Below are 25005 nucleotides of genomic sequence, written 5' to 3'. Positions count from 1 at the left end.
TCCGCGGTCGCTCCCGCGAAAGGGCGCGAACGGCTCGGTGACCGGATGGGCACCTCCGAAGGGCACGCCAGCGAGGCGGTGTCGCGATCTCCCCGACCTGTCAGCATCTTCGGATGCGGGACGCCAGCAGGGATCTCCGGGAAATCGCTCGCCGGTACGACGCCGGTGAGCTGTCGACGACGCAGTTGCGCGCCGAGCTGGCCGGGCCCGCGAAGCTCCCGCTGTCGGAAGGGCAGCGTGGCTTGTGGGCACTGCACAAGATGGAACCGGACACCTACTCGTACAACGTTCCGGTCTGCCTGTCCTGCGCGCACGTCGACGAAACCTTGCTCGAGGAAGCGTTGCACGACGCGGTTTCGCGGCACCCGATCCTGGCGTCCGTGGTGCGGGAAGACGATGACGGGCCGCATCTGGTGCCCATCGACGCCGGCCGCTTCCGGGTGGAGCGCGCGGACATCTCCGACGTGCCCGCCGACGGCGTGCTCGACCACCTGAAGAAGCTGGCCAAGCACCCGTTCGACCTGGCGGACGGACCCCTGGTGCGCGTGTCCGTGCTCGCGCGCGCCGAGGCCGAGGTCTACGTCCTCGTGGTCGTGCACCACGTCATCCTCGACGGGCCGTCGCTGTGCCTCGTGCTCGACACCCTGCTGCACGCCTACCAGGCGCGGGTCGAAGGCGGGGAGCCGCCCGCCGGGCCCGATTCCGCGGACTACGGCGAGTTCGTCGCGTGGGAGCGGGACTTCCTCGGCGGTGAGTCCGCCCGCCGCGACCGGGACTTCTGGCGGCGGGAACTGGCCGGGCGAGTCCCGCTCACCGGCCTGCCCACCCACGCGACACTTGCCCCCGACGCGCCGCACGAAGGCGAAGTGCACGCCGGCCGGTTGTCGCGCGAGCAGGCCGAGGCGGTCACGGCGTTCGCGGCGGCGAACGAGGTCGTGCCCGCCGTTCTCCTCCTGGCCGTCTTCAAGACCTTGCTGTACCGGTACACCGGGCAGGAGGACATCGTCGTCGGGATGCCGGTGGCCGCGCGCCCGTCGGGTCGCTTCGATTCGACGGTCGGCTACTTCGTCAACGTCCTGCCCATCCGGAGCAAGCCGGCCGACGACGTGCCCGTGCCGGAGTTCGCCCGGCGCCTGCAGGCCACGGTGTTCGAAGCCCTCGACCACGCGTCCTACCCGTTCCCCCGCATCGTGCGCGAGACCGGTGACCGCGGCGACCTCCGCTCACCGGTGTTCCAGGCCGTCTTCAACTACCAGAACTTCTCGCTCGCCGGCCGACTGGACGCACTGGCCGGCGAGCTGCGCGACACGTGGTCGTTCCAGGCGGTGGCGGGTCTGCACCAGCTGGGCGAGTACGACCTGACGCTGGACGTCGTCCCCGGTGACGGGTTCGAGCTGTACTGGAAGTACCACCCGGGCGTGTTCTCCGCCGCCACCGTCGCGGGCCTGGCCGGCCACTTCGGCGTCCTGCTGGACGCTCTTCTCGCCGGGGACGGGCCCGCGCAGCTCGGCCGGCTGCGGATGCTGGCTCCGGCGGAGCGGCGGCTCGTCCTCGACGAGTGGAACCGCACCGACGCCGAGTACCCCGAGGGCCGGACGGTCTGGGAGTTGTTCGCCGAGCGGGCGGCCGCGCACCCGGACCGGGCCGCGGCGAGCTGCGGGGAACGGTCCCTGACCTACGGCGAGCTCGAGGACCGCGCTTCGGCGCTGGCCGGCGCGCTGCTGCGCCGGGGAGTCCGGGCCGGGGATCGCGTGGGAGCGAGCTTCGCGCGGTCGCTCGACCTTGTCGCCGGCCTGCTCGCGATCATGAAGACCGGCGCGGCGTACGTGCCGCTGGACCCGGGCCTACCGGCGGAGCGCCTCTCGTACCTGGTCGAAGACAGCGGGGCCGGTCTGGTCGTCTGCGACGAGGCGTCCGTGCCCACACTGTCCGATGTGGACTTACGCGGCGCCGCACTGCACGTGCTCGACCGCACGGACGTCCCTGGTGCCGAGCCCGGGAACGCGGATGCGCGGCCGGCCGCGGCGTACGTCATCTACACCTCGGGCAGCACGGGAAAGCCCAAGGGCGTGATGGTTTCCCACCGGTCGCTGACCAACATCCTGCTCTCGGTGGGGCGGTCGCTCGAGCTCACCCCGGACGACCGGCTGCCCGCCATCGCCACCTACAGCTTCGACATCGCCGCCCTGGAGCTGTTCCTGCCGCTGATCACCGGCGGGCAGTGCCGCATCCACGACGCGGCGACGGTCAAGGACGCCACCCTGCTCGCCGCGGAACTGGCGCGGTGGCGGCCGACCGTCGTGCAGGCCACGCCGGTCACCTGGGCCATGCTGCTGCGCGTCGGCTGGCGCAACCCCAGCGGTGCCAAGCTGCTCTGCACCGGGGAAGCGCTGCCGGAGCACCTGAAGGACCGGCTCTTGGCCCTCGGTGAGGCGTGGAACCTGTACGGCCCCACGGAAACCACGCTCTACTCGTCGATGAAGCGGCTTCGCCCCGACGAGCCGGTGACCATCGGGACGCCGGTCGCGAACACCCGGTTGTACGTGCTCGACCGGCACGCGCAGCCGGTGCCCGTCGGGGTGCCGGGGGAGCTGTGCATCGCGGGACACGGCGTGGCGCCGGGGTACCACGGGAAGCCGCGGCTGACCGCGGAACGGTTCGTCGAGGACCCGTTCGTGCCCGGCGGGCGGATGTACCGGACCGGCGACGTCGTGCGCCGGCTGCCGAACGGCGAGCTGGTCGTCCTCGGCCGGATGGACGACCAGGTCAAGCTCCGCGGCTACCGGATCGAGCCCGGCGAGATCGAGGCCGCGCTCGACGGGCACCCCGACGTCGCCGCGAGTGTCGTGGTGGTCGAGCGCGAGCGGCTCACGGCGTACCTCACCGTGCCCGGTGACCACGGGGGCGCCCTCGACGAGAAGGCACTGCGCGCGCACCTCGAGAAGACCTTGCCCGCTTACATGGTGCCCAGTGCGTACGTGGTGCTCGCCTCCTTCCCGCTCACGGCCAGCGGCAAGATCGATCGGGGGCGGCTGCGCGCCTCCGGCGACCGGGCCCCGGCCGCACCGGCGCGGCACGTCTCCGGTTCGCCCCGGGCCGAGCGCGTCCTGCGCCAGATCTTCACCGCGGTCCTCGGCCGCGACGACGTCGACCGCGAGGAGGGCTTTTTCGACGCGGGCGGAGACTCCTTCTCGGCCATCGAAGTGGTGGCCGAGATCAACCGCGCGTTCGGCCGCGACCTGCGGCCGACCGCCCTGTTCGCCCACGCGTCGATCGCGGCCATGGCCCGGCACCTGGAAGGGCCCGCGGGCGCCTCCCGCGGCTTCGCCGGGCGGGCCGCCGCCGAAGAGGACGGGCCCGCCGTCGATCGCGAGTACCTCGACGACGCGGTGGCGGTGGTCGGCATCTCCTGCCGGTTCCCCGGCGCCGACGACCACCGGGCGTTCTGGGACGACCTCCGGGACGGCAAGGCGGGCAACGCGTCCTGGTCGCCGGAGGAGCTGCGTGCGCTCGGGGTGCCCGACGAGCTGGTCGGCCGGGCCGGGTACGTGCCGCATCGGCCGGGGATCGAGGGCACGGCGGAGTTCGACCCGGCGTTCTTCGGGATCTCGCCGCGCGACGCCGAGTTCATGGACCCGCAGGGCAGGCTCCTGCTGCAGCACGCGTGGAAAGCGCTGGAGGACGCCGGCCACCGGCCGGAGGACGTTCCCCGCACCAGCGTCTACACGTCGGTGAGCAACAATTTCTACCAGGCCCTGCTGCCGAGCCTGATGGAGAACGCCGCCGGGACCCGGGTGCTGGCCAGCACCGAGAGCTACGCGGCGTGGTTACTGGCTCAGGGCGGCAGCATCCCCACGATGATCTCGAGCCGGCTCGGACTCGGCGGCCCCAGCATGGCGGTGAGCAGCAACTGCTCGTCGGCGCTGAGCGGCCTCCACCTCGCGTGCCAGGGCCTGCGCTCCGGCGAAACCGACCAGGCCGTGGTCGGCGCCGCCAGCCTCGGGTCCAGCATGGAGTTGGGTTACGTGCACCAGCCGGGCCTGAACTTCTCCAGCGACGGCCGGTGCCGCGCGTTCGACGACGCGGCCGACGGCATGACCGGCGGCGAAGGGGTCGGCGTGGTCGTGCTCAAGCGCGCCCGCGACGCGTTCGCCGACGGCGACCACGTCTACTGCCTGATCCGCGGGGTGGCGGTCAACAACGACGGCGGCGCCAAGGCCGGGTTCTACGCCCCGAGCGTGCAAGGCCAGGCCGACGTCATCCGCGCCGCCCTGGACGCCTCGGGCGTGGACCCCGAGACGATCCGGTACGTCGAAGCGCACGGCACGGGCACCAAGCTGGGCGATCCCGTCGAGGTCGAAGCGCTGACCGAGGCGTACCGGCACTACACGGACCGTCGGGGCTACGTCGGGATCGGCTCGGTCAAGAGCAACATCGGCCACCTTGACGCCGCCGCCGGGATCGCCGGCCTGATCAAGCTGGCCCTGAGCCTCCACCACGGCGAAGTGCCGAAGACGCTGCACTGTTCCGTGCCGAACAAGGCCATCGACTGGGCGAACTCGCCGTTCTTCGTGACCGACCGGAACCTCCCGCTGGAAGCGGGCGGGGCCGAGCCGGTGCGGGCGGGACTCAGCTCGTTCGGCATCGGCGGGACCAACGCGCACGCGGTGCTCGAACGGACGGACCCGCGTCCCCGGGCGGCGTCCCCGGTCGAGGGACCGCACCTGGTGGTCCTCTCGGCGCGGGACGGCGGCCGGCTCGAAGCGCTCGCCCGCGAGTTCCTGGCGTTCCTGCCCGGGTACCGGGCCGGCGGCGGCGACCTGGCCTCGCTGGCGTACACGCTGCAGGTGGGGCGGCGGGCGATGGCCGTCCGGATCGCGTTCGTCGTCGACGGATTCGACGAGCTGACCGAGCAGCTCGAATCGTCCGCGGCGGGACACGTGCCCGGCACGGCCTTCGGCGGCAGGGCCCGGCGGGACGACGACGAACTGGTCTCGCTCTTCGCCCGGACCCCGCAGCTCAAGGAACTCGGCGCGGACTGGATCGAGTGCGGCGACTGGGAAAAAGTCGCCGCGCTGTGGGTGAGTGGCATCGACGTCGAGTGGGACCGCTACTACGGCCCGACCCCGCCCCGGCGGGTGAGCTTGCCGACCTACCCGTTCGACACGAAGCGGTTCTGGCCGGCGGGGACACCGGCACCGGCCCGGCCCGCGGTCCCGCCGGCCGGGACATCGGTACCGGCCCCGACGGCCGCTCCGGCCGGGACATCGGTACCGGCCCCGACGGCCGCTCCGCCGGGACCGGCTGGTGCGGAGGCCCTGCTCGTGGCCGCGGCCGGCGCCGAGGGCGTCGAGCGGTTCCTGGCGCGTCGACGGCGGACCACCGCCGAGATGAACGCGATCCTGCGCCGGCTGCTGGTGGCCCAGCTGTGGTCGGCCGGGGTGTTCCGGGAACCGGGGCGGCGTGGCGTGCTCGCGTCCGAGCACGCGAAGTGGTTCGACCACACGGTGGACGTGCTGGTGGACGCGGGCGAACTCAGCCGTGCCGGCGACCTCCCGCGGAACCCGGACGTCGACGGCGCGTGGCGTGAGTGGCGTGCGTGGACGGCCGCGCACGAAGGCGATCCGGAGCTGGCCGCCAAGACCACGGTGACCACCCGCTCGCTCGAGGCGCTGCCCGACATCCTGGCGGGCCGGACGACGGCCACGGCCGTCCTGTTCCCCGGCGGGTCCTTCGACCTCGTCGAGGCGGTCTACAACCGCAACATCGCGTCCGACTACTTCAACTGCGCGCTGGCGGACGAGGTGCGTGCCGAGGTCGGCAGGCTGCGCGGCGACGCGCGTTCCGGCCTCCGGATCCTCGAGGTCGGCGCCGGGACCGGCAGCGCGAGCAAGTGGATCTTCGAGCGGCTGGCCGACGTCGCAGGGGAGATATCGGAGTACGCGTACACCGACATATCCAAGGCGTTCCTGAACGCCGCGGAGAAGCGGTTCTCTCCGCGTCACCCGTACCTGACCTACCGCGTCTTCGACGCGGAGCGGTCCCCGGCCGCGCAGGGCTTCGCGGCCGGGGAGTACGACGTCGTCGTCGCCAACAACGTCTTGCACGCCACCCGGGACATCACCGAGACCCTCGAGCACGTCCGGGCGCTGCTGCGGCCCGGCGGAGTCCTGCTGCTGAACGAGGTCACCGCCAACGAATGGTGGGCGCACCTCGCGTTCGGGTTCCTCGACGGCTGGTTCCGCCACGCCGACGGCCGCCGCATCCCGGGCGGGCCCGCCTTGTCGGCGGACTCGTGGCGCGAGGTGCTGCGCGGCAGCGGGTTCGACGCGGTCGGCGTCCTGGGAGGACCGGCCCGGGAGCTGGGGATGCAGATCGTCTCGGCGCGGGCGGGCCGCCCGGCGCCGGCGACCACCGGGCCGGAACTTCCCACAGCGGCGTATGTCGAGGACGCCCTCGCGCGCTGCCTGATGGAGTCGCTGAAACTGACCAGGGACGAACTGCAGCCCGACGCGCCGTTCGCCGACTACGGGCTGGACTCCCTGACCGGGGTCGCCATGGTGGGGATGCTCAACGAGTCGCTGGGCACCGACCTGGACGCCAGCGTCCTGTTCGACAACCCGTCGATCCGGCGGCTGACGAAGTTCCTCGTGGCGGAACACGGCGACGACATCACCGCCCACCGGCTCGCAGAGGGGGAGCCGCGGGCCGAGGTGGTCCGGGTCCCGGCCCGGCCCCAGGTGGCCGAACCGGTGCCGGCCACCGAACCGGTGCCGGCCACCGAACCGGTGCCGGCCACCGAAGCACCTCGGCCGCGGGAACCCATCGCCATCATCGGAATGAGCGGCCGGTTTCCCGGTGCCCGGGACCTCGACGAGTTCTGGCGCCAGATGGCCGACGGGCACGACCCGGTCACGCCGGTGACCCGGTGGGACCTCCCGGACGGGCAGACCACCTGCCGCCACGGCGGGTTCATGACCGGCATCGACGAGTTCGATCCGCTGTTCTTCGGCATCTCCGGCGCGGAAGCCGGCTACATGGAGCCGCAGCAGCGGCTGTTCCTCCAGGAGGCGTGGAACGCGCTCGAGGACGCGGGCCACGCCGGCGCGTCGATCGACCGCGAACGCTGCGGCATCTACGTCGGCAGCGGTGGCGGCGACTACTTCGACCTGACTTCCCCCTTCGCCTACCCGGCCCAGGCGTACTGGGGGAACATGAACTCGATGGTGCCTGCCCGGCTGGCCTACTACCTGGACCTGCACGGGCCGGCGATGACGGTCAACACGGCGTGCTCCAGTTCGCTCACCGCCGTTTACCTGGCGTGCCAAGGACTGTGGACGGGCGAGACCGATCTCGCGCTCGCCGGGGGCGTCGCCGTCCAGTGTTCGCCCCGGGTCTACGTCGCCGGTTCGCGGGCGGGGATGCTCGCCCCGTCGGGGCGGTCCCGTTCGTTCGACGCGGCCGCCGACGGGTTCGTCCCGGCGGAGGGGGCCGGCGTGATCGTGCTGAAGCGGCTTTCGGACGCCGAGGCCGATGGCGACCACGTCCACGGCGTCCTCCGCGGCATCGGCCTCAACCAGGACGGCACCTCCAACGGCATCACCGCGCCGAACGGGAGTTCCCAGGAGAGCCTGATCCGGCGGGTCCACCGGGAGTTCGAGATCGACACCGCCGGTATCCAGCTGGTCGAGGCGCACGGAACCGGAACGAAGCTCGGCGATCCGGTGGAGTTCAACGCGCTGACCCGCGCCTTCCGCGCGGTGACGGACCAGGAGCAGTTCTGCTCGCTGGGCTCGGTCAAGGCCAACATCGGTCACGCGCTGGAGGCGGCGGGCGTGGCCGGGGTCATCAAGGTCCTGCTGGCGATGAAGCACGGGACGATTCCCGGCCTGCTGCACTTCCGCGAGGCCAACCCCAGTGTCGTGCTGGCGGGCAGCCCGTTCTTCGTGCACACCGAGCGACGGGACTGGGTGGCCCCGCCGGGTGACCGCCGCCGCGCGGCGGTCACGTCCCTCGGGGCGAGCGGGACGAACGTCCACGCGGTCATCGAGGAGGCGCCGGCCCGACCCCGGCGGACCACGCGGGGTGGCCCTCGGCTGATCGCGCTGTCGGCGCGGACGGACGAAGCCCTGCGGGAGCAGATGACCCGCCTCGCGCGGCATTGCCGAGCGCACCCGGACCTCGAGCTCGCCGACGTGAGCTACACACTTCTCCTGGGACGCAGACACTTCCAGGTCCGCTGGGCCTGCGTCGCGGACGACCTGGCCGAGCTGCGGCGCCGGCTCGCCGGCGAACGCGCTCCCGGGCCGGCGCCGGACGGAGAGCTGAGCCGCCTGGCTGCCGAGTACGTCGACGGGGGCACGCCCGACTTCGAGGAGCTGTTCCGCGACGAGCCCCGGCGGCGCGTGCCCTTGCCGGGCTACCCCTTCGAGCGGGGCCGGTACCCGCTGCCGGACCGCCCGCGTTCGCCGGAACGCGTGGTGCTCACCGGGGCCGAGTTCTTCCTGCGGGAGCACCGGGTGCGGGGAACGGCCATCGTGCCCGGGGCGATGTACCTCGAATGGGTTCGGGCCGCCGTCGCGCCGCAGCCCGGCGAGGTGGTGTGCTTGCGGGACATCGCTTTCCTGCGTCCGCTCGACGTCGTCAGCGGCGCCCGTGAGGTGCACGTGGCCGTGCGAGCGGACGGCGGGTTCCAGGTGTCCTCCACGGACTCGCCCGATACTTCGGTGACGCACTGCGAAGGCCGGCTCGTGGCCGGCGAGGGCGCGGAGCGGCGGACGCTCGACCTGCCCACGCTGCTCCGGGACCTCCGGCGGACGCCGATGGAGCCGGAACGCTTCTACGCGGAATACCGGGAACACGGCGTCGACTACGGTCCGGCGTTCCGAGGGTGCGTCGCGGTGTACGAAGGCGAAGGAACCGTCCTCGCGCAACTGGAACTACCCGATGCGGTGGCCGGGACGGCCGGCGAGTTCCCCCTGCACCCGGTGCTGGTGGACTCGGCGCTGCAGGGCATGCGCCTGCTCCACGGAACCGGCGAGGACGAGGGCGGCCTGACGTTCGCGATCGAGCGGGCCGAGATCCTCCGGCCGTGCACGGCGAAGATGTGGGCTTGGATCCGCCGCGGGACGGGGCCGGCCGCCGGGCGCATCGACGTCGACCTGGCCAGTGAGAACGGCGACGTGTGCCTGGCCCTCCGGGGGATCACGGTCCGCGGCGGCGGACCCGTCCCGGACGCCGGACCGGCGGCGGTCACCCTGCTCCCGGCCTGGGATCCGGTCCGGGAGAGCGAAACCGGGACATGGCCGCGGACCGCGGACGTGGTCGGCGTCGTCGCGGCGACCCCGGCCGCGAGGGACGTCCTCCTCGCCCGGTACCCGGCGGCCCACGTGCTGCCCGCGTGCGGTTCGCAACGCGAAATCGACGACGCCGTCCGGGCCGCGCCCGTGCTCGACCACCTGATCTGGGTGGCGCCCGAATACGCGGCGGAGTCCTCGGCCGACCGGCTTGTCGACGCCCAGTCCACCGGCACCCTGCAGGTCTTCCGCACGGTGAAGGCGGTGCTCGCCGCCGGGTACGGCGACCGCCGGCTGGGGTGGACCCTGATCACGCACCGCGCGCACGCGGTGTTCGAGACCGAGCCGCTCGATCCCGCCCACGCCGGGATCGCGGGCCTGGCGGGCTCGGCCGCGAAGGAGTATCCCTTGTGGACGGTCCGGGTCGCGGACGTCGAGGCGTACGACGGCGGCTCGCTCTCCGCGGTGCTGAGCCTGCCCGCCGACCCGGACGGTGACCTGCGGATCCACCGGGGAGGCACGTGGTACCGGCAGCGCCTGCTGCCCGTCCGGGCCGGCGCGCCGGAGCCGTCGAGGTTCCGCGAGGGCGGCACCTACGTCATCGCCGGCGGGGCCGGCGGGCTGGGCGTGGCCCTCAGCGAACACCTGATCCGGCGGTACCGCGCCCAGGTGGTGTGGCTCGGCCGGCGGCCCCGTGACGCGCGCGTCGACGCCGCGATCGGCCGCGCGGCGGGCTCCGGGGGCCCGGCGCCGCACTACATCCGTGCGGACGCCACCAGCGCCGCCGCCCTCCGTGCCGCGCGGGAGGAAACCGACCGGCGGTTCGGACCCGTCCACGGCGTCGTCCAGTCGGGGCTGGTGTTCGCCGGCGCGAGCCTGGACAGGATGACCGAACCGGAGTTCCACGACGTGCTGCGGAGCAAGGTCGACGCGAGCGTGCGGCTGCTGGACACCTGGGGCGGCGATTCGCTCGAACTGGCGCTGTTCCTCTCGTCCATCAACTCCTACCTGAAGGCCATCAAGCAGGCGAACTACGCGGCCGCCTGCACGTTCATGGATTCGTTCGCCGCGACGGTGCAACGCCGGCACGGGTGCGTGGCCAAGGTGATCAACCTGGGCTACTGCTTCACCAACGCGGCAGCCGGCGCCGGCCGCTCGACGCTGCTGAACAACGCCGTCCCGCTCATCAGCCCGGACGAGTTCGTGGCCGCGGTCGAACGGCTCTGCGCGGGCCCGGCGAGCCGGCTGACCCTGATGAAGTTCGGCCCGGCCGTGCACACCCGCGGGATCACCTTGGGCGACGACGAGGTTCTCCTGCTCCCGGACGGGGTGCCGGCCGCGGCGCCCGGCTCCCGGGCGCCGCGGGACGGGTTCGACGACCTGGACCGGCTGCGCGAACGGGTCGCCGACCTGACGGCACTGGCGATCTGACCGTGCGGACTGCGGAGGAACCCCCGATGAAACGACTGCTGCTCGACTTCCTCTGGGCCGCCCTGCGTTCCCTGGGCGCGTTCGAACGGGGACCGGAAGCGGCCGGCCTGCTGCCCGGGTACGACGCCTGGTTCGCCGAGTCCGTCCGCGTGCTGGCGGCCGCGGGCTACCCGGTGCGGGACCCCGGGTCCCGGCCGCCCCGGCCGCCCGGCGAACTCTGGCCGGAGTGGGACGCCGAAGCACCGCGATGGCGGGACAACCCCGATCTGGCCGACATCCACGTGCTGCTGGAGACGATGCTCCGCGCGCTCCCCGACGTCCTCACCGGCAACCGGCGCGCCACGGAGGTCATGTTCCCCGGCGGCTCCACGCGGCTGGTCGAGAACGTGTACAAGACCAACCCGGAGTCGGTGTTCTTCAACCGCGTGCTCGCCGGCGAACTGGTGGCCCACCTGCGTGCGCGCGCCGGCGACGAACCCGGTTTCGCGCCGCGCATCCTGGAGATCGGCGCGGGCACGGGGGCGACGAGCGCCATCGTGCTCGACGCCGTCCGCGCGGCCGGCCTCGCCGTGCGCGAGTACCACTACACGGACCTCTCCCGCGCCTTCCTCGACCACGCCGAGCGGTCCTACGGGCCGGCCAACCCGTTCCTGACCTACGGGATCCTCGACATCGAGCGACCCGTGGCGGAACAGGGGATCGACGTCGGCGGCCACGACGTCGTCATCGCCGCCAACGTCCTGCACGCCACCCGCGACATCCGCGCGACCCTGCGCAACACCAAGGCCGCGCTCAGGAAGGGCGGCCTCCTGCTGCTCAACGAAGCGACCACGAACATCCTGATCAACCAGTTCACCTTCGCGCTGCTCGAAGGGTGGTGGCGGTACGAGGACGCGGGAACGCGCATCCCGGGCAGCCCGCTCCTGTCGGCCGAAGGCTGGCAGCGGGTGCTGGCCGAGGCCGGGTTCGAGCCGGTCACCTGGCCCGCGGCGGAAGCCGCGGACCTCGGCCAGCAGATCATCGCGGCCGTGAGCGACGGCGTCGTGCGGCAGCCCGGTTCCGGCGAGCCGGCACCGGCTGCCCCCGCCGCCGAGCCCGTGCGCGCACGCGATGAATCCGTGGCTCCCGACCGGCTTCGCGAGTACGTCGAGGGGGTGGCGCTCGGCATCCTCGCCGAGTCGCTGCGCATCGACCCCGCCCGGATCGACCGGCACGGCGCCTTCGCGGACTACGGGCTCGACTCCATCTACGCGGTGCAGGTGGCCCGGGCGATCGGGGCCGCACTGGCGCTCGACCTGGACGTGACCCTGCTCTTCGAATACACCACGCTGGCGGACCTCGGCGAATTCATCGCGACCGAGTACGCCTCGGGAATCCGGGTCGTGGCCGCCGTCGAAACCCCGGCCGCCGCGGACATCCCCGCCGCCGAGCCGGCCGGGATGGCGATCGTCGGGATGTCCGCGCGCTTCGCCGGGGCCGATGACGTCGAGGAGTTCTGGCGGATCATCGAGGCGGGCGAACGGCGCCTGACCGCCCCGCCGGCCGGGCGCGCGGACTGGGCGGACTGGGCGGGCGCGGACACGAGCGCGTGGCAGGCCGGGTTCCTGGACCGCGTCCACGATTTCGACCCGCTCTTCTTCGGCATGTCGATGACGGAAGCCCGGCAGCTCCCGCCCGAGCTCCGCCTGATGGTGATGACCGCGTGGAACGCCGTCGAAGACGCCGGCTATCGGCCGGACCAGCTGCGCGAGCGGCCGACCGGGGTCTTCGTCGCCGCCACGAACAGCGAGTACCGGCCCGGCGCGCCCGACGGCGAAGCGAGCATGCTGGGACTGCTGACGCCCGCGATGATCCCGGGACGCCTTTCGCACCTGTTCGACCTCCACGGCCCGAGCGAGCACTACGACACGACGTGCTCGTCGTCGCTGGTGGCGCTGCACCGGGCCATCGGGGCCATCCGGGCCGGCGAGTGCGAGCAAGCACTGGTCGGCGGCGTGCAGCTGGCCGCGTCGCCGGCCGCGTTCGAGGTGATGCGGGCCGGCGGGATGCTCAGCGCCACCGGGAACGTCCGGCCGTTCCAAAAGGACGCCGACGGCACCGCACGCGGCGAAGGGGTCGCCGCCGTGCTGATCAAGCCGCTCGCCAGGGCGATCGAGGACGGCGACTTCGTCTACGGCGTCGTGCGGGGGACCGGCGTGGTCCACGGCGGCCGGGGCGTGTCCCCGACGGCGCCGAACATCCGGGGGATGAAGTCGGCCATGACACGCGCTTACGCCGACGCCGCGGTCGACCCCGGTTCCGTCGCCTACATCGAAACCCACAGCATGAGCACGTTGCTGGCCGACAGCGCGGAGCTCACCGCGTTGCGCGCGAGCCCCCGGGCCGACGGTGAGGTCACCTACCTCGGCAGCCTCAAGCCGTGCATCGGGCACACCGAAGTGTGCTCGGGACTGGCGGCGCTGGTGAAGACGGTCGAAGCCCTGCGGCGCGGCGTCGTCCCGGCCATCCCCGGTTTCGGCGGCCTGCACCCGGAACTTTCCTTCGGCAGTACGCCCTTCCGGATCGCCGGGACGGCGGTGCCGTGGCCCGAGCGCACCGACGACGCCGGCCGCTCGCGGCCGCGGCGGGCGAGCATCAACAGCTTCGGCATCGGGGGCGTGAACGCGCACGCGGTCCTCGAGCAGTACGTCGAACGCCGTCCCGGCCGCGTCGAGGACGCCCGGCCGCGGCTGCTCGTGCTTTCGGCCCGGACCGAAGAAGCGCTGCGGGAGCGGGTGGAGCGGCTCGCCGTCCGGCTGGCGGCCGCGGAGGCGGACCCGGTGACCTTCGCCGACGTCGCCCACACACTGCGGACCGGGCGGGAGGAGCTGGACTGCCGGGTCGCCGTGATTGCCGCGACGGCCGCCGAGGCGGCCGCCGCGCTCCGGGAGTGGCTCGACGCCAGACCGCACGCGCGGTCCCGGGTCGTCGTCGCCGAGGCACAGCGCGGGGAAACGCGCCTGAGCGCACTGGCCGGGCAGTGGACCGCGGGCCGGCCGGTCGAGTGGGGTTCACTGGAAGGGGGAGAGCGGCGGCGGGTTCCGCTGCCGGGCTACCCCTTCGAAGGGCGGTTTTGCTTCGCACGGGAGCACCGCCCGAGCGTGGTCGTCACGCCCGGCCCGGCGGACTTCGTCACCGGTGTCGTCGCTTCGGTGCTGGGCCTGCCGGAGCAGGAGATCGACCGGGCGAAACCCCTGGCGGCCTACGGCCTCAACTCGCTGCTCCTGACCGGGGTGCTCAGCAGGCTCCGCGGCGCCTTCCCGGCGTTCCGGCCGGAGTGGCTGCAGACGTACGACACCCTGGACGACGTGGCCGCGCGGTTGACGATGGCCGGCGAGAGCGCCGCGGGACCGCGGTTCCCGGAACTGCTGCACCTCAACGACGTCGGCGAAGGCCGCCCGGTGTTCTGGGTCCACGGCGCGCTGGCCGGTGTCGAGGCCTACCGCAAGATCGCCGCGCGGATCACCCGGCCGTTCTACGGGATCCAGGCCCGCGGCTTCATGACGGAGGACGAGCCGATCGAAGGCATCCCGGAAATGGCCGGGTACTACCTGGACATCATGCGCGCCGTGCAGCCGGAGGGGCCCTACGACGTCGGCGGGTTCTGCCTCGGCGGGCTCGTCGCGTACGAGATCACCCGGCTGCTCCAGCAGCGCGGGCAGGTCGTGCGTTCGCTGACCATGGTGGACTCGCCGGACAACACCGGCTGGGCGAAGTCGAACGAAAACGGGTCCGGCTCGGCACGCAGTGCCGCACTCCAAGTGGTGAACTCGATGCTGTGGCCGCCCGGGGTGAAGCGGCTCGAGGACGTCCGGCCCCGGCTGATCCACCGCGGCGAGGTCACCGGGGTGGCCGGCGACGCGGCGTTCGTGCGGCGGCTGGCCGAGCTGGCGGCCGACCGGGGGCTCGCCATGGAACGCGACCGGATCGTGCACTTCGTCGAACGGAACATGCGGGTCCAGCTGGCCTACCGCATCGACGAGTACCGGATCCGGCCGCTCGAAGAGCCCGAAGCGCCGGTCTGCACGTACTTCCGGAACCGCCGCGGCCTCTTCCTGGGGGAGCTCGAACCGTACTTCCAAGTCGACGGCGAAACCTTCTCCCTCGACCACATCACCTATTGGCAGGACTGGGAACGGGAGCTGCCGGGCCTGCGCGTCGTCGACATCGACGCGGCCAACCACATGACCCTCCTGCACGAGGACGGGCCGCGCACCGCGATCGAGCGGGCGTGCGCGGCCACCTACCACGAGGCCGGCTGATGCGCGCCGTCGTGTTCCCCGGACAGGGGATCCAGCGGCGAGGCATGGGCCGGGGACTGTTCGGGCAGTTCCCCGACGTCACCCGGCAGGCGGACGACGTGCTCGGGTACTCGGTCGAGGAACTGTGCCGCGCCGATCCCGGCCGGCGGCTGAGCCGGACCGAGTACGCGCAGCCGGCGATCTACGTCGTCAACGCGCTGCACCACCGGGCCGCGAGCCCGGCGGCGGACTACCTGGCCGGGCACAGCCTGGGCGAGTACAACGCGCTCCTCGCGGCGGGCGCCTTCGACTTCGTGACCGGCCTGACGCTCGTGCGGCACCGCGCGGAGCTGATGGGCCGGTGCGCCGGCGGCGGGATGGCGGCCGTGGTCGGCGTGCCCCAACGGGTCATCGAGGAAACGCTGGCGACGCACGAAGCGGCGGGGGTCGTCATCGCCAACCACAACGCGCCGGAACAGTTCGTGCTCGCCGGGCCCGCCGGCGAGCTCGACCGGCTCAAGGCGGTTTTCGAAGGGACGGCCGGAGTGCGGGGCTTCGTCCCGCTGCGCGTCGGCGGCGCGTTCCATTCACCGCTCATGGAACCGGCCGCCGAGGCATTTCGCGCGGTTCTGGACTCGGTCACCTTCGACGAGTTGCGGACGCCGGTCGTCGCCAATGTGACCGGCCTGCCCTACGCGTCCGGGGGAGACGCCATCCGGGCGGTGCTGGCCGCGCAGGTCGTCCGCCCGGTCCGGTGGGCCGACGGCGTCCGGTACCTGCGCGACGCCGGCGTGACGGACTTCGTCGAAGCGGGCGGGGGCAAAGTGCTGACCTCGCTGATCGGCAAGGTGCTGGCGGAAGACCCCCGTACCGCGCCGTGGCGCGAATACCGCGACGAGCGGATCTCGGCGCTGCTGCGCGACGGCGTGGCAGGGAAACTGACCGTCGGCCGAATTGCCCAAACCATTCGCACCGCCGGCCCACCGGTGGAACACTGACCCCGGTTCGACCGTTTCCGGCCCGCCCGACATTGGAGTTCCCGCACCCATGATGTTCGTCGACTACCTCGATCGAGGCTCCGGCATCGACCCACAGGCGCCGTGCATGGTCGCGCCCGACGGCACCGTGCTGATGACGCACGAGGAATTCACGTCGGTCAGCCACCGGGTGGCGGTCGCGCTGCTGGCGGACGGGCTCCAGCCGGGTGACCGGGTTTCGGTGCTGAGCCCCAACGACGCCCACGCGTTCGCCTGCATCGTGGGGGTGATCCGGGCCGGTGGTATCTGGACGGCGGCCCACGCGACGCACGCCGTGGACGCGCTCGTCGACTTCCTCGGCGCCGCGGGGTGCACCCGGATGATCTACCACGGTTCCCTGGCCGAGCAGGCCGGCACGATCATCGACCGGCTCGCGACGCTGCGGACGACGGTCTCGATCGGACTCGGCCGTCCCGGTGACCCGGAACTGGCCGCTTGGATGGCACCCGAGGGCGCGCGGGCGCCGATGCGCCCGGTGGACTCCGGCGAAAACATCCTGTTCGCCGGCACCGGCGGCACCACCGGCAAGCCGAAGCTCCTGCCGATCAACAACCGGCAGGCCCACCTGATGTTTGTCGCGCTGACCGCGCACGCCCCCGAACCCGAGCCGCCGCGCTACCTCATCGCGACGCCGATGGCCCACGCGGGCGGCTCGTTCGCCTTTCCCGTGCTGGGCCTGGGCGGCTCGGTCATCCTCCACCGGGAAGTGGTGCCCGAGGACATCCTGACCTCGATTGAGCGCAATCGCGCGACCCGGATCTTCCTGCCCGCCGCCGACCTGTACGACCTGCTGGACCACCCGTCGGTCCGCGACCACGACTACTCTTCGCTGCGGCACTTCCTCCTGTCGGCCTCGCCGGTCGCCCCCGAGCGGCTCGCCGAAGCCGTCGACGTGTTCGGGCCCGTGATGGCCCAGTTCTATTCGCAGTCCGAGGCACCGCTGACGTGCACAGTGCTGACGCCGCGGGACATCGCCGAGGCCGTGGCGCCCGGTGGCGACCGCGGCCGGCTGGCCTCCTGCGGCAGGTCGACGATCGTCGCCCGCGTCGAGATCATCGACGACGACGGCAACGTCCTGCCGCCCGGCCGGCCCGGCGAAATCGCCGTCCGCTCCGACCTGGTCTTCTCCGGGTACCGGGAAAACCCGGAGGCGACGGCGGAAACCCGGCGCCCGCACGGCTGGCACGGCACGGGCGACATCGGCGTGCGCGACGAAGCCGGCTTCTTCTATGTCGTCGACCGCAAGCGGGACATGATCATCGTGGGCGGGCACAACGTGTTTTCGTCCGAGGTGGAAGCGTTCCTGCACACGTTCCCCGACGTGAAGGACTGTGCGGTGATCGGCCTGCCGGACGAGAAGCAGGGCGAAGCGGTCACCGCGGTCGTGGAACCGAAGCCGGGCCGGATCCTCGACGTCGAGGCGATCCTGCGGGCCTGCGAGGAGCGGCTCGGGCCGGTCAAGGCGCCGAAGTCGATCCTGGTCCGCGAGCTGCCCCGCTCAACCGTCGGCAAGGTGCTCAAGCGCGAGCTGCGCGACGAGTACTGGGCCACCGGGGCCCGCAAGGTGTAAGTGCCTCGACACAACCGAAAACCGCTACCAGGGGGAAAATCATGGTCAAGGCAGCCGGGACCCGGCCCAGCGTCGGAGCCGAGTTCCTGCAGGGCTGGCGGCCGCTCACGGCCGCCACGGTCGGCATCGGCGTCGGTGTCGCGTCACTGCCGTTCTACACGTTCGGGCTGTTCATCCCTGAGCTCGAGGCGGAGTTCGGCTGGAGCCGCAGCAGCCTTTCGTCGATCCTGCTCGTCGGTTCGCTGATCAACGTCCTGCTGACGCCGCTCGTCGGCGCGATCATCGACCGCTACGGCGTGCGCGTCCCGTCGGTGGTGTCCCTGCTCGCACTCGGTGCCAGCTTCCTGTTGCTCGCCCGGACGGGACCGTCCTTCTCGAACTTCCTGCTGCTGATGGTCGCGATGTACGTGCTGGCACTGGCTTCCTCGCCGGTGTCGTTCACCCGCGCGGTGAACGAGCGGTTCGACCGGGCCCGCGGCGTCGCACTCGGCATCGCGCTCGCGGGCGCGGGCCTGGTCGCCTTCTTCGCCCCCCAGGTCCTCGGCGGGCAGATCGCGGAGAACTGGCGCGCCGGGTACCGCACGCTGGGGATCGTGGTGCTGGTGGGCGCGGTGGTCGTCGGCGTGCTGATGCCGAACTCGCGCCGGCTCGCCTCGCCGGCGGCCCGCCGGGAGGCGGCGGCCCCGAAGATCCTGCCGCTGCTGCGCACCACGCTCTTCGCGCGGCTCGCCGTGATCTTCTTCCTGCTCGCGCTCGCCATCGGCGGCCTGACGGTGCACTTGGTGCCGATGCAGCGTGACGCCGGGGTGCCGGCCACCACCGCCGCGAGCACGGCCGGCCTCGTCGGCATCGCGCTGATCGTCGGCCGGCTGGTGGTGGGCCTGCTCGTCGACCGCTTCTTCGCGCCGAAGATCGCTGCGGGCGTGCTGGTCGTCACGGCGGCCGGGCTCCTCGCGCTGCTGTTCGGCGGCCCCGGCCTCGCCGTGGCCGCCGCACTCGGTCTCGGCGTCGCACTCGGCGGCGAGGTGGACGTCATGGGCTACCTCATCGCCCGGTACTACGACCTGGCCGGCTACGGGCGGCTGTTCGGCGTGCTGTACGCGATCTTCGTGGTCGGCACCGGGCTCAGCCCGTTGCTGATCTCCTGGCTGCGCGCCGCCACCGGCGGGTACGACGTCGTCCTCATCGTCTCCGTGGGCCTGCTGGCGGCCGCGAGCGCGCTGCTGATGACGGCACCCCGCTTCCCGGCGAGCTCCGAGAACCCGGCGGGCTGACGAGCCCGGGGCACCTCGGCGAGCCGCCGCGGTGCCCGGCCTCGTCAGCGGCGGGCGACCGGGTAGAGGTGCACCCCACCGTGCGGGTGCAGCGTGATCAGCGGGTCGGGCCGCACCTCGGCGGCGCCCGCCGGCGCGACCAGGCGGTGCGTGCGCGCCACGGTCGCCAGCACGAGCACCAGTTCGACGAGCGCGAAGTGCTTGCCGATGCAGATCCGGGGTCCGCTTCCGAACGGCAGGTACGCGTGCCGGGGCCGTTCACCCGCGTGGTCCGGGCTGAACCGCTCCGGCCGGAACTCCTCCGGGTCGGGCCAGAAGTCCCGGTGCCGGTGCAGGAAGTAGCTGTTGATGAGCACGTTGGTGCCCGCCGGTATCCGGTAGCCGCCCAGCTCGTCGTCGACGGCGGCCTGCCGCATCGTCTGGTAGGCGGGGGAGTAGATGCGGAGCACTTCGTCGATGACCATGCGGGTGTAGACGAGCCGGGGGACGTCTTCGAACGTCGGCACCCGGCCGTCCAGCACCTCGTCGACCTCCGCGTGGAGGGCCCGTTCGACCTCGGGGTGCCGGGCCAGGAGGTAGAAGGCCCAGGCGAGGGTGTTCGTGGTCGTCTCGAAGGCCGCGATGCACAGGTTGAGGACCTCGTCGTGGAGCTGCTTGAGGTCCATCTTCGTGCCGTCTTCCTCGTCCACGGCGTGCATCAGGAGGGTCAGGAGATCCGCGTCCTCCTCCGCGCCGGCGTCCTTCGCCAGTCGGGCTTCGACGAACCCGGACACGAACTTGTCCATCGCGGTCGTCGCCCGCAGCAGCCGCCGGTGCCCTGGCGTGGGCACCTTGAGCGGCGGGAACGGGAACCGGAAGAACGCACCCATCACCGTGTTCGCCGTGGCGAAGGCGCGCTCGAATGCCGGTATCGTCGCCGCGACGTCGGCGCTGAACAGGGACCGGGTGACGATGTGCAGCGCGACCCGGCCGATCTCGGCGGAGACGTCGATCGGGTCATCCGGATCCGCCCGGCCGCTCCAACCGTCGGTCATGCGCTGGGTTTCGGTCGTCATGGTCCGCACGAACCGCGGCACGGTGCGCATGGTGAACGTCGGGGCCATCATGCGGCGCTGCCGGTGCCACAGCTCGCCGTCCGAGACGATCAGCCCGTCGCCCAGCACCGGGCGGACGATCTCGAACAACGCGGCGCCCTTGTTGTACCGGTCCGTCCGCTCGACGAGGACCTGCCGGATGAGGTCGGGGTCGTTGACGATCACCATCTCCATGCCGACCAGGCGGAAGCGGAAGACATCGCCGTAGCGGTCGAGTCCGCGCCGGAGGAAGGACAGCTGGTCACGGCGGAACGCGAGCATGCCACCGACGCCGTCGCCGCGCCGGACCCTGGGGACCTCGATCAGGGTGCGGGTGTCCGATTCGTGAGTGGCCATGATGGTCGTCTCCCCTTCGGAACAGGTCCGAAAACGTCAGAATGCCGACTTCAGGTAGTCGTGCTGGCTCGGTAGCGCGTCGACGAGCGAGGCGGCCTGCACCCGCACCCGCACCAGCTCGGCACGTGCTGCTGCGTCGTCGATGTAGTCGAGTGCGGGGAGTGACCTGCGGGGCAGGTGGCCGCCGAGGCCGAGGAGCATCACGTTGTACGAATAGGGCTCGAACCCGTGGTAGTAGGGGTACACGGACGTCTCGTCGGGCAGCCGGACCGACCACGACTCCAGCCGCTCGGCCAGCCCGTCCGGCAGCGGACGTTCCTTCGTCGCCTTCCAGTACGCCGTGTCGGCCCGCGCCGCGCACCGGTAGTGCACTACCAGGAAGTCGCGGACGCCGTCCAGGCACCGGGCGATCGCCCGGTTGTAGCCGGCGGTCAGCTCGGGTCGCCAGCTCTCGTCGGGGAAGTGCTTGACCAACTGCTCGACACCGTACTGGATGAAGAAGATACCGGTGGACTCCAACGGTTCGACGAACCCGCTGGACAGCCCGATCGCCACGCAGTTGCGTACCCAGGACGTCTCGTTGCGGCCGATGCGCATGCCGATGTGGTTGGCCTCGGCGTCGGCGCTTTCCGGGCCGACGAACTCGCGAAGAGTCTTTTCGGCCTCTTCCGGCGAGCAGAAGTCTTCGGCGTAGACGTACCCGGTGCCGATGCGGTCGGTCAGCGGGATCGTCCAGATCCACCCGGAATCCTGCGCGGTCGCGGTGGTGCACGGGCGCATCCGGGACTCGGCCATGTCGGTCGGCACCCGCAGCGCCACGGCCCGGTTGTTCGGCAGGTACTCCTGGTAGGACTGGAAGGGCACCTGCATGGCCTTGTTGATCAGCAGGCCGCGGAACCCGGTGCAGTCGACGAACAGGTCGCCGCTGATTTCGCCGTGCTCGCGGGTGACCAGGTGGCTGATCCAGCCGCGCTCGTCCTGGCGTACTTCCAGCACGTCGTCGAGCACGCGGTGGACTCCCCGCCGGGTGCCGACGCCGGCGAGGAACCCGGCCAACCGGGCGGCGTCGAAGTGGTAGGCGTACGGGAACTGAGTGTCCTGCTCGGCCATCGTGCTCCGGCGCGGCCGGCCACCGCCGTCGTGCAGGGCGCGCTCGAACAGCTGCCCGTCCAAGTACTTGGGTGCCCGCTGCGCATCGCACAGAGCGGGGATCACCAAGCAGTCCCGGTCGAACTGTTCGCCTCCGAGCTTGAGCCACCAGTCGGCCATGGTGAAACCATGCACCTTGGGCAGCCGTTCGAACGGGTGGTAGAAAACGTGGCCCGGCTCACGCCAGTTCTCGAATCTGATGCCCAGCTTGTACGTCGCGTTGCAGGCCGGCATCCAATCCTTTTCGGCCAGTCCCAGATAATCGAAGAAGTGCCGGACTGTGCTGAAGGTTGCCTCGCCCACGCCGATGGTCGGAACGCGCGCGGACTCGACCACGGTCACCGAGATCCGCTCGCCGAATGCTTCCTTCAGGTAGGTCGCAGTCATCCATCCAGCGGTACCTCCACCGACTATGACGACGTTGTGGAGCATGGGCCACCTCTTTATGGATTTCGGATCTTGAGTGGTCAAGTGCAGCACAAGGGGCCGGCCGGGCGCGACTGCTCGTTCGGGTACCCGCCGTGCCCTCGGGCGGGACACGTGGGGGGCGCCGTTCGGGCACTGGTCGGCGATGGGCCCGGTTCCTAACCTTGACTGGTCCCCGTGCCACATCGGACGCCGATGTGGTCGCCGTGCGCGCGAGCGAACGGTTTCCGAAACGTCGTCCACCGAGGAGGTTTCCGTGGCCGAGCCGAACCGGCGAAACTGTGCTGATCACTCCGCGGGAACCAGCTACCGCGATGTGCTGCGGCTCGACCAGCTCCTGGACTGCCAGCCGGAGACGGGCGCACACGACGAGCTGCTGTTCGTCATCGTTCACCAAGTGCACGAACTGTGGTTCAAGCTGATGCTGTTCGAGCTGGAGGAGACACGCGACCTCCTGCTGGCCGACCGGCTTGACGCGGCCCAACACCTGCTGCGCAGGCTCGTCGCGATCCAGAACGTGCTGATTTCGCAGTGGGCCGTGCTGGACACCATGCTGCCAATGGACTTTCTCGCCTTCCGGAACACTCTCCAGGGCGGCAGCGGCTTCGATTCGGCGCAGTACCGCGAGATCGAGTTCCTGGCCGGGCTGAAGGACGGCAGTTTTCTGGACCGGGCGCAGCTCACCGACACCGAGCGCGAACGCCTGGCACGGAGACTGGCGGAACCGAGTTTGCAGGACGCGTTCACCTCCGTGGCCGAGAGGTCGGGGGTCGATCCGCTCGCCAAGCTCTGGCAAGACGGCTACCGAGACCTGTCTCCCAAGCACTGGGAACTGCTTCACGTGGCCGAGGCCCTCCTCGACGTCGATCAGGCATTCGGCCGGTGGCGAACACATCACGCGCTGACCGTAGAACGCCAGATCGGGTCCAAACCGGGCACCGGTGGATCGTCCGGAGTGAACTACCTGCGCACTCGCCTCACTTCGCGCCTCTTTCCCGAGCTTTGGGCGGTTCGCTCCCAGCTGTGACCACGGCTTGCGGCGACCGGGATCGGTGACGGATTCGGTGGCTCCTGGCAAGAGCGGCCGGCTGGTTCCACGTCGAGAAGCCGATGGTGAACGGCACGACCACGGCACCGTGGCAACCCGGTGACTCCGGCTGGGGACAGTGGCGCTCGACCTGCTCGCGAAGGAGACCCGGGACCTGCTCGAGGCGGAGAGGCTGACGTGGCGGCTCCCGTTCGCCACCGGCTCCCAGCACCGGGAACGTGTCTTCGGGACCCCGGGCCGCGCCGAACTCGACCGGCTGTTCGCCGAGTTCGACGAGGCCCAGCCTGAACTGGAGCTACACGATGCCGGCGGTGCCGAAAGCGCCGTACATCGATTCCCGGACAGGTCGACCTCGAAGGGGAGGTCAGTGACATCGTCATGGAAGACAACAGAGAAAGCGCTCGACTCGCTGGACTCGGCGGCCGCCGGTCACGCGCGTTCGCGGAGGATCACGGGCAGCCCGTCCGACGGGGCGGGCAGCGAGGTGAACCGCCACGGAGCCTCGTAGGTCGCGGGGAAGGACCACGAGAACCGGCGCAGCAGTGCGTCGAGGGTGGCCTTGACCTTCGCCATGCCGAAGTGCATGCCTATGCACTTGTGCGGTCCGGCGCCGAACGGCAACCAGGCCAGGCGGTTCGCGCGGTCCTCGCCCCGCGAGCCGGCGAACCGGTCCGGGTCGAACCGGTGCGGCTCCGGCCAGAGCTCCGGGAGCAGCTGGTTGACGGCAGTGCACACCGACACCAGGTGGCCCGACGGCACGAAGTGGCCGAGGATGTCCGTGTCCTTGGCGGTCATCCGCATCGAGATCGGCGACGGCGAGACCAGGCGGATGCTCTCCTTCACGATCAGTTCGAGCGTGCCGAGCCCGCGCAGCCGGGCCAGGCCCGGCGGCATCGAGGCCAGTGCCATCGACTCGGCCCTGGCGCGGCGCTGCCACTCGGGGTGCTTGCCGAGGAAGTAGACCGCCGCGATGGCGGCGGTCGTCGTCGTGTCGTGGGACGCGATGAGCGTGAAGAGCATGTGGCGGGCGATCCCCTCGGTGCCGAACGCGTCGCCGAGCCGGCTCAGCACGGACAGGAAGTCCTCGCCGGCACGCATGCGCGCGGCAGGCACCTCACCGGCCAGGTGGGTGAGGAGCCGGTGCCGCGCGCGGTGGGCCCGGTGCCACCGGGTGCCGGGCACGCGGAGGCGGGCAAGGGCGGTCTCCGCGCGGATGCACTGCTCGATCGCGGCCATCACCTTCCGGCCCTCGGTCTCGTACGGCACACCCAGCAGCGCCATCGTCGTCATCTGCCCGGACAACGTCCGCAGCGCCGGCACGGCCGCGAACTCACGGCCTTCCGGCCAGCGCGCCACGTACGCGTCGGCGTCGGCCGCCATTCTCCGCAGGTACCCCGCGAGCGCGTCCTCGTTGTAGGCGGCCTGCATCAGCCTGCGGTCGGTCAGGTGCTCAGTGGCGTTCATCGCGAGCAGACCGCCGTCGAACCAGGGACCGATGACGGCGGGCCAGCCGCTCGCGAACGCCTTGTCCTTGTTGGTGAGGACCTCGCGCGCCGCGTCGGGGCCCGACGCGGCGACGACCTTGCGGCCGAACGCCTGCCACCAGGAGACCGGCCCGTGCCGGTGCATCAGCTGCAGCTGGAAGGCCGGGCCGTGGCGGACGGTGTTGATGCCCAGCCCGGCGAACGGGAGGCCGCGGTCGCCGATGACCGGCTTGAGCCCGCTGCCCGCAGGCGGGGCCGCCAGCGGGCCAGGGCGCAGTGGAGTGTGTTCGAGCAGCGCGTCGAACCAGTGCGACGTGTCGACCTCGACAAGCCGTGCGTTCTCCGTGACGACGTTCTGCGGTCGTGTGCGCATGTGGGCAGGCCTCCCGGAGCTCGTCATGGTGAGTCGACACCTGCGTGCCATCCGCGATGCATCTCCATTGCATCCTCACGGCACCGGGAGGACATCGGCGGCGCGCGCAACGGATGCCGTGCGGAGAGGGCCGGCTGCGAGATTACGTCTTCGTCTCACGCTGAAGACGGCGCGTCGAGGCATACCGCAACGAGATCCTTGGGGGGG

At 71.6% G+C, this 25005-nt stretch carries 9 protein-coding genes; 6 read left to right on the top strand and 3 right to left on the bottom strand.

The window, feature by feature from the left end; translation table 11 throughout:
- The first annotated feature begins 113 nt into the window (after positions 1 to 113).
- The 5 genes from C2L58_RS31510 to C2L58_RS31490 are packed head-to-tail and all read left to right on the top strand — an operon-like array spanning position 114 to position 18888.
- Positions 114 to 10727 (top strand): non-ribosomal peptide synthetase, encoded by a 10614-nt coding sequence (locus tag C2L58_RS31510; protein WP_103341309.1) that lies wholly within the window; start codon positions 114 to 116, stop codon positions 10725 to 10727.
- Positions 10728 to 10753: 26 nt separating this feature from the next.
- The gene (locus C2L58_RS31505) at positions 10754 to 15028 is read left to right on the top strand and encodes a beta-ketoacyl synthase N-terminal-like domain-containing protein (RefSeq protein WP_103341308.1); all 4275 of its coding nucleotides are present in this window, start codon (positions 10754 to 10756) and stop codon (positions 15026 to 15028) included.
- The gene (gene fabD, locus C2L58_RS31500) at positions 15028 to 16005 is read left to right on the top strand and encodes an ACP S-malonyltransferase (protein WP_103341307.1); all 978 of its coding nucleotides are present in this window, start codon (positions 15028 to 15030) and stop codon (positions 16003 to 16005) included. The genes C2L58_RS31505 and fabD overlap by 1 nt, the downstream gene beginning before the upstream one ends.
- A 49-nt stretch (positions 16006 to 16054) precedes the next feature.
- Entirely contained in the window at positions 16055 to 17614 is a 1560-nt protein-coding gene (locus tag C2L58_RS31495; RefSeq protein ID WP_103341306.1) for an AMP-binding protein, read from the top strand.
- Positions 17615 to 17655: 41 nt separating this feature from the next.
- On the top strand, positions 17656 to 18888 hold the full coding sequence (locus C2L58_RS31490; protein ID WP_103341305.1) for an MFS transporter: 1233 nt from the start codon (positions 17656 to 17658) through the stop codon (positions 18886 to 18888).
- A 44-nt stretch (positions 18889 to 18932) separates the two neighbouring features.
- Here C2L58_RS31490 and C2L58_RS31485 read toward each other — a convergent pair whose 3' ends face one another.
- Entirely contained in the window at positions 18933 to 20318 is a 1386-nt protein-coding gene (locus tag C2L58_RS31485) for a cytochrome P450 (RefSeq protein ID WP_103341304.1), read from the bottom strand.
- 36 nt (positions 20319 to 20354) lie between these two features.
- Positions 20355 to 21899: a tryptophan halogenase family protein gene (locus C2L58_RS31480; protein ID WP_103341303.1), complete on the bottom strand. Its 1545-nt coding sequence runs from the start codon at positions 21897 to 21899 to the stop codon at positions 20355 to 20357.
- Between the two features lie 250 nt (positions 21900 to 22149).
- On the opposite strand from C2L58_RS31480, the gene C2L58_RS31475 reads away from it, so the two are divergent.
- Complete coding sequence (locus C2L58_RS31475) at positions 22150 to 22920, top strand: tryptophan 2,3-dioxygenase (protein ID WP_199191537.1); 771 nt, start codon at positions 22150 to 22152, stop codon at positions 22918 to 22920.
- A gap of 450 nt (positions 22921 to 23370) precedes the next feature.
- Here the strand turns inward: C2L58_RS31475 and C2L58_RS31465 are convergent, their stop codons facing one another.
- Positions 23371 to 24798 carry a cytochrome P450 gene (locus C2L58_RS31465; RefSeq protein WP_199191536.1) on the bottom strand — a complete coding sequence of 476 codons (1428 nt, stop codon included), beginning with the start codon at positions 24796 to 24798 and terminating at the stop codon, positions 23371 to 23373.
- Positions 24799 to 25005: the final 207 nt, after the last annotated feature.

The organism is Amycolatopsis sp. CA-126428 (assembly GCF_002904335.1).
GTDB lineage: Bacteria > Actinomycetota > Actinomycetes > Mycobacteriales > Pseudonocardiaceae > Amycolatopsis.
Note: the sequence above shows the minus strand (reverse complement) of the source record. Positions and strands in the feature narration are given on the sequence as shown.

Coding starts and splice junctions, on each gene's coding strand:
- C2L58_RS31490 (WP_103341305.1), top strand. CDS start 17,656: ATGGTCAAGGCAGCCGGGACCCGGCCCAGCGTCGGAGCCGAGTTCCTG.
- fabD (WP_103341307.1), top strand. CDS start 15,028: ATGCGCGCCGTCGTGTTCCCCGGACAGGGGATCCAGCGGCGAGGCATG.
- C2L58_RS31510 (WP_103341309.1), top strand. CDS start 114: ATGCGGGACGCCAGCAGGGATCTCCGGGAAATCGCTCGCCGGTACGAC.
- C2L58_RS31505 (WP_103341308.1), top strand. CDS start 10,754: ATGAAACGACTGCTGCTCGACTTCCTCTGGGCCGCCCTGCGTTCCCTG.
- C2L58_RS31465 (WP_199191536.1), bottom strand. CDS start 24,798: ATGCGCACACGACCGCAGAACGTCGTCACGGAGAACGCACGGCTTGTC.
- C2L58_RS31485 (WP_103341304.1), bottom strand. CDS start 20,318: ATGGCCACTCACGAATCGGACACCCGCACCCTGATCGAGGTCCCCAGG.
- C2L58_RS31480 (WP_103341303.1), bottom strand. CDS start 21,899: ATGCTCCACAACGTCGTCATAGTCGGTGGAGGTACCGCTGGATGGATG.
- C2L58_RS31495 (WP_103341306.1), top strand. CDS start 16,055: ATGATGTTCGTCGACTACCTCGATCGAGGCTCCGGCATCGACCCACAG.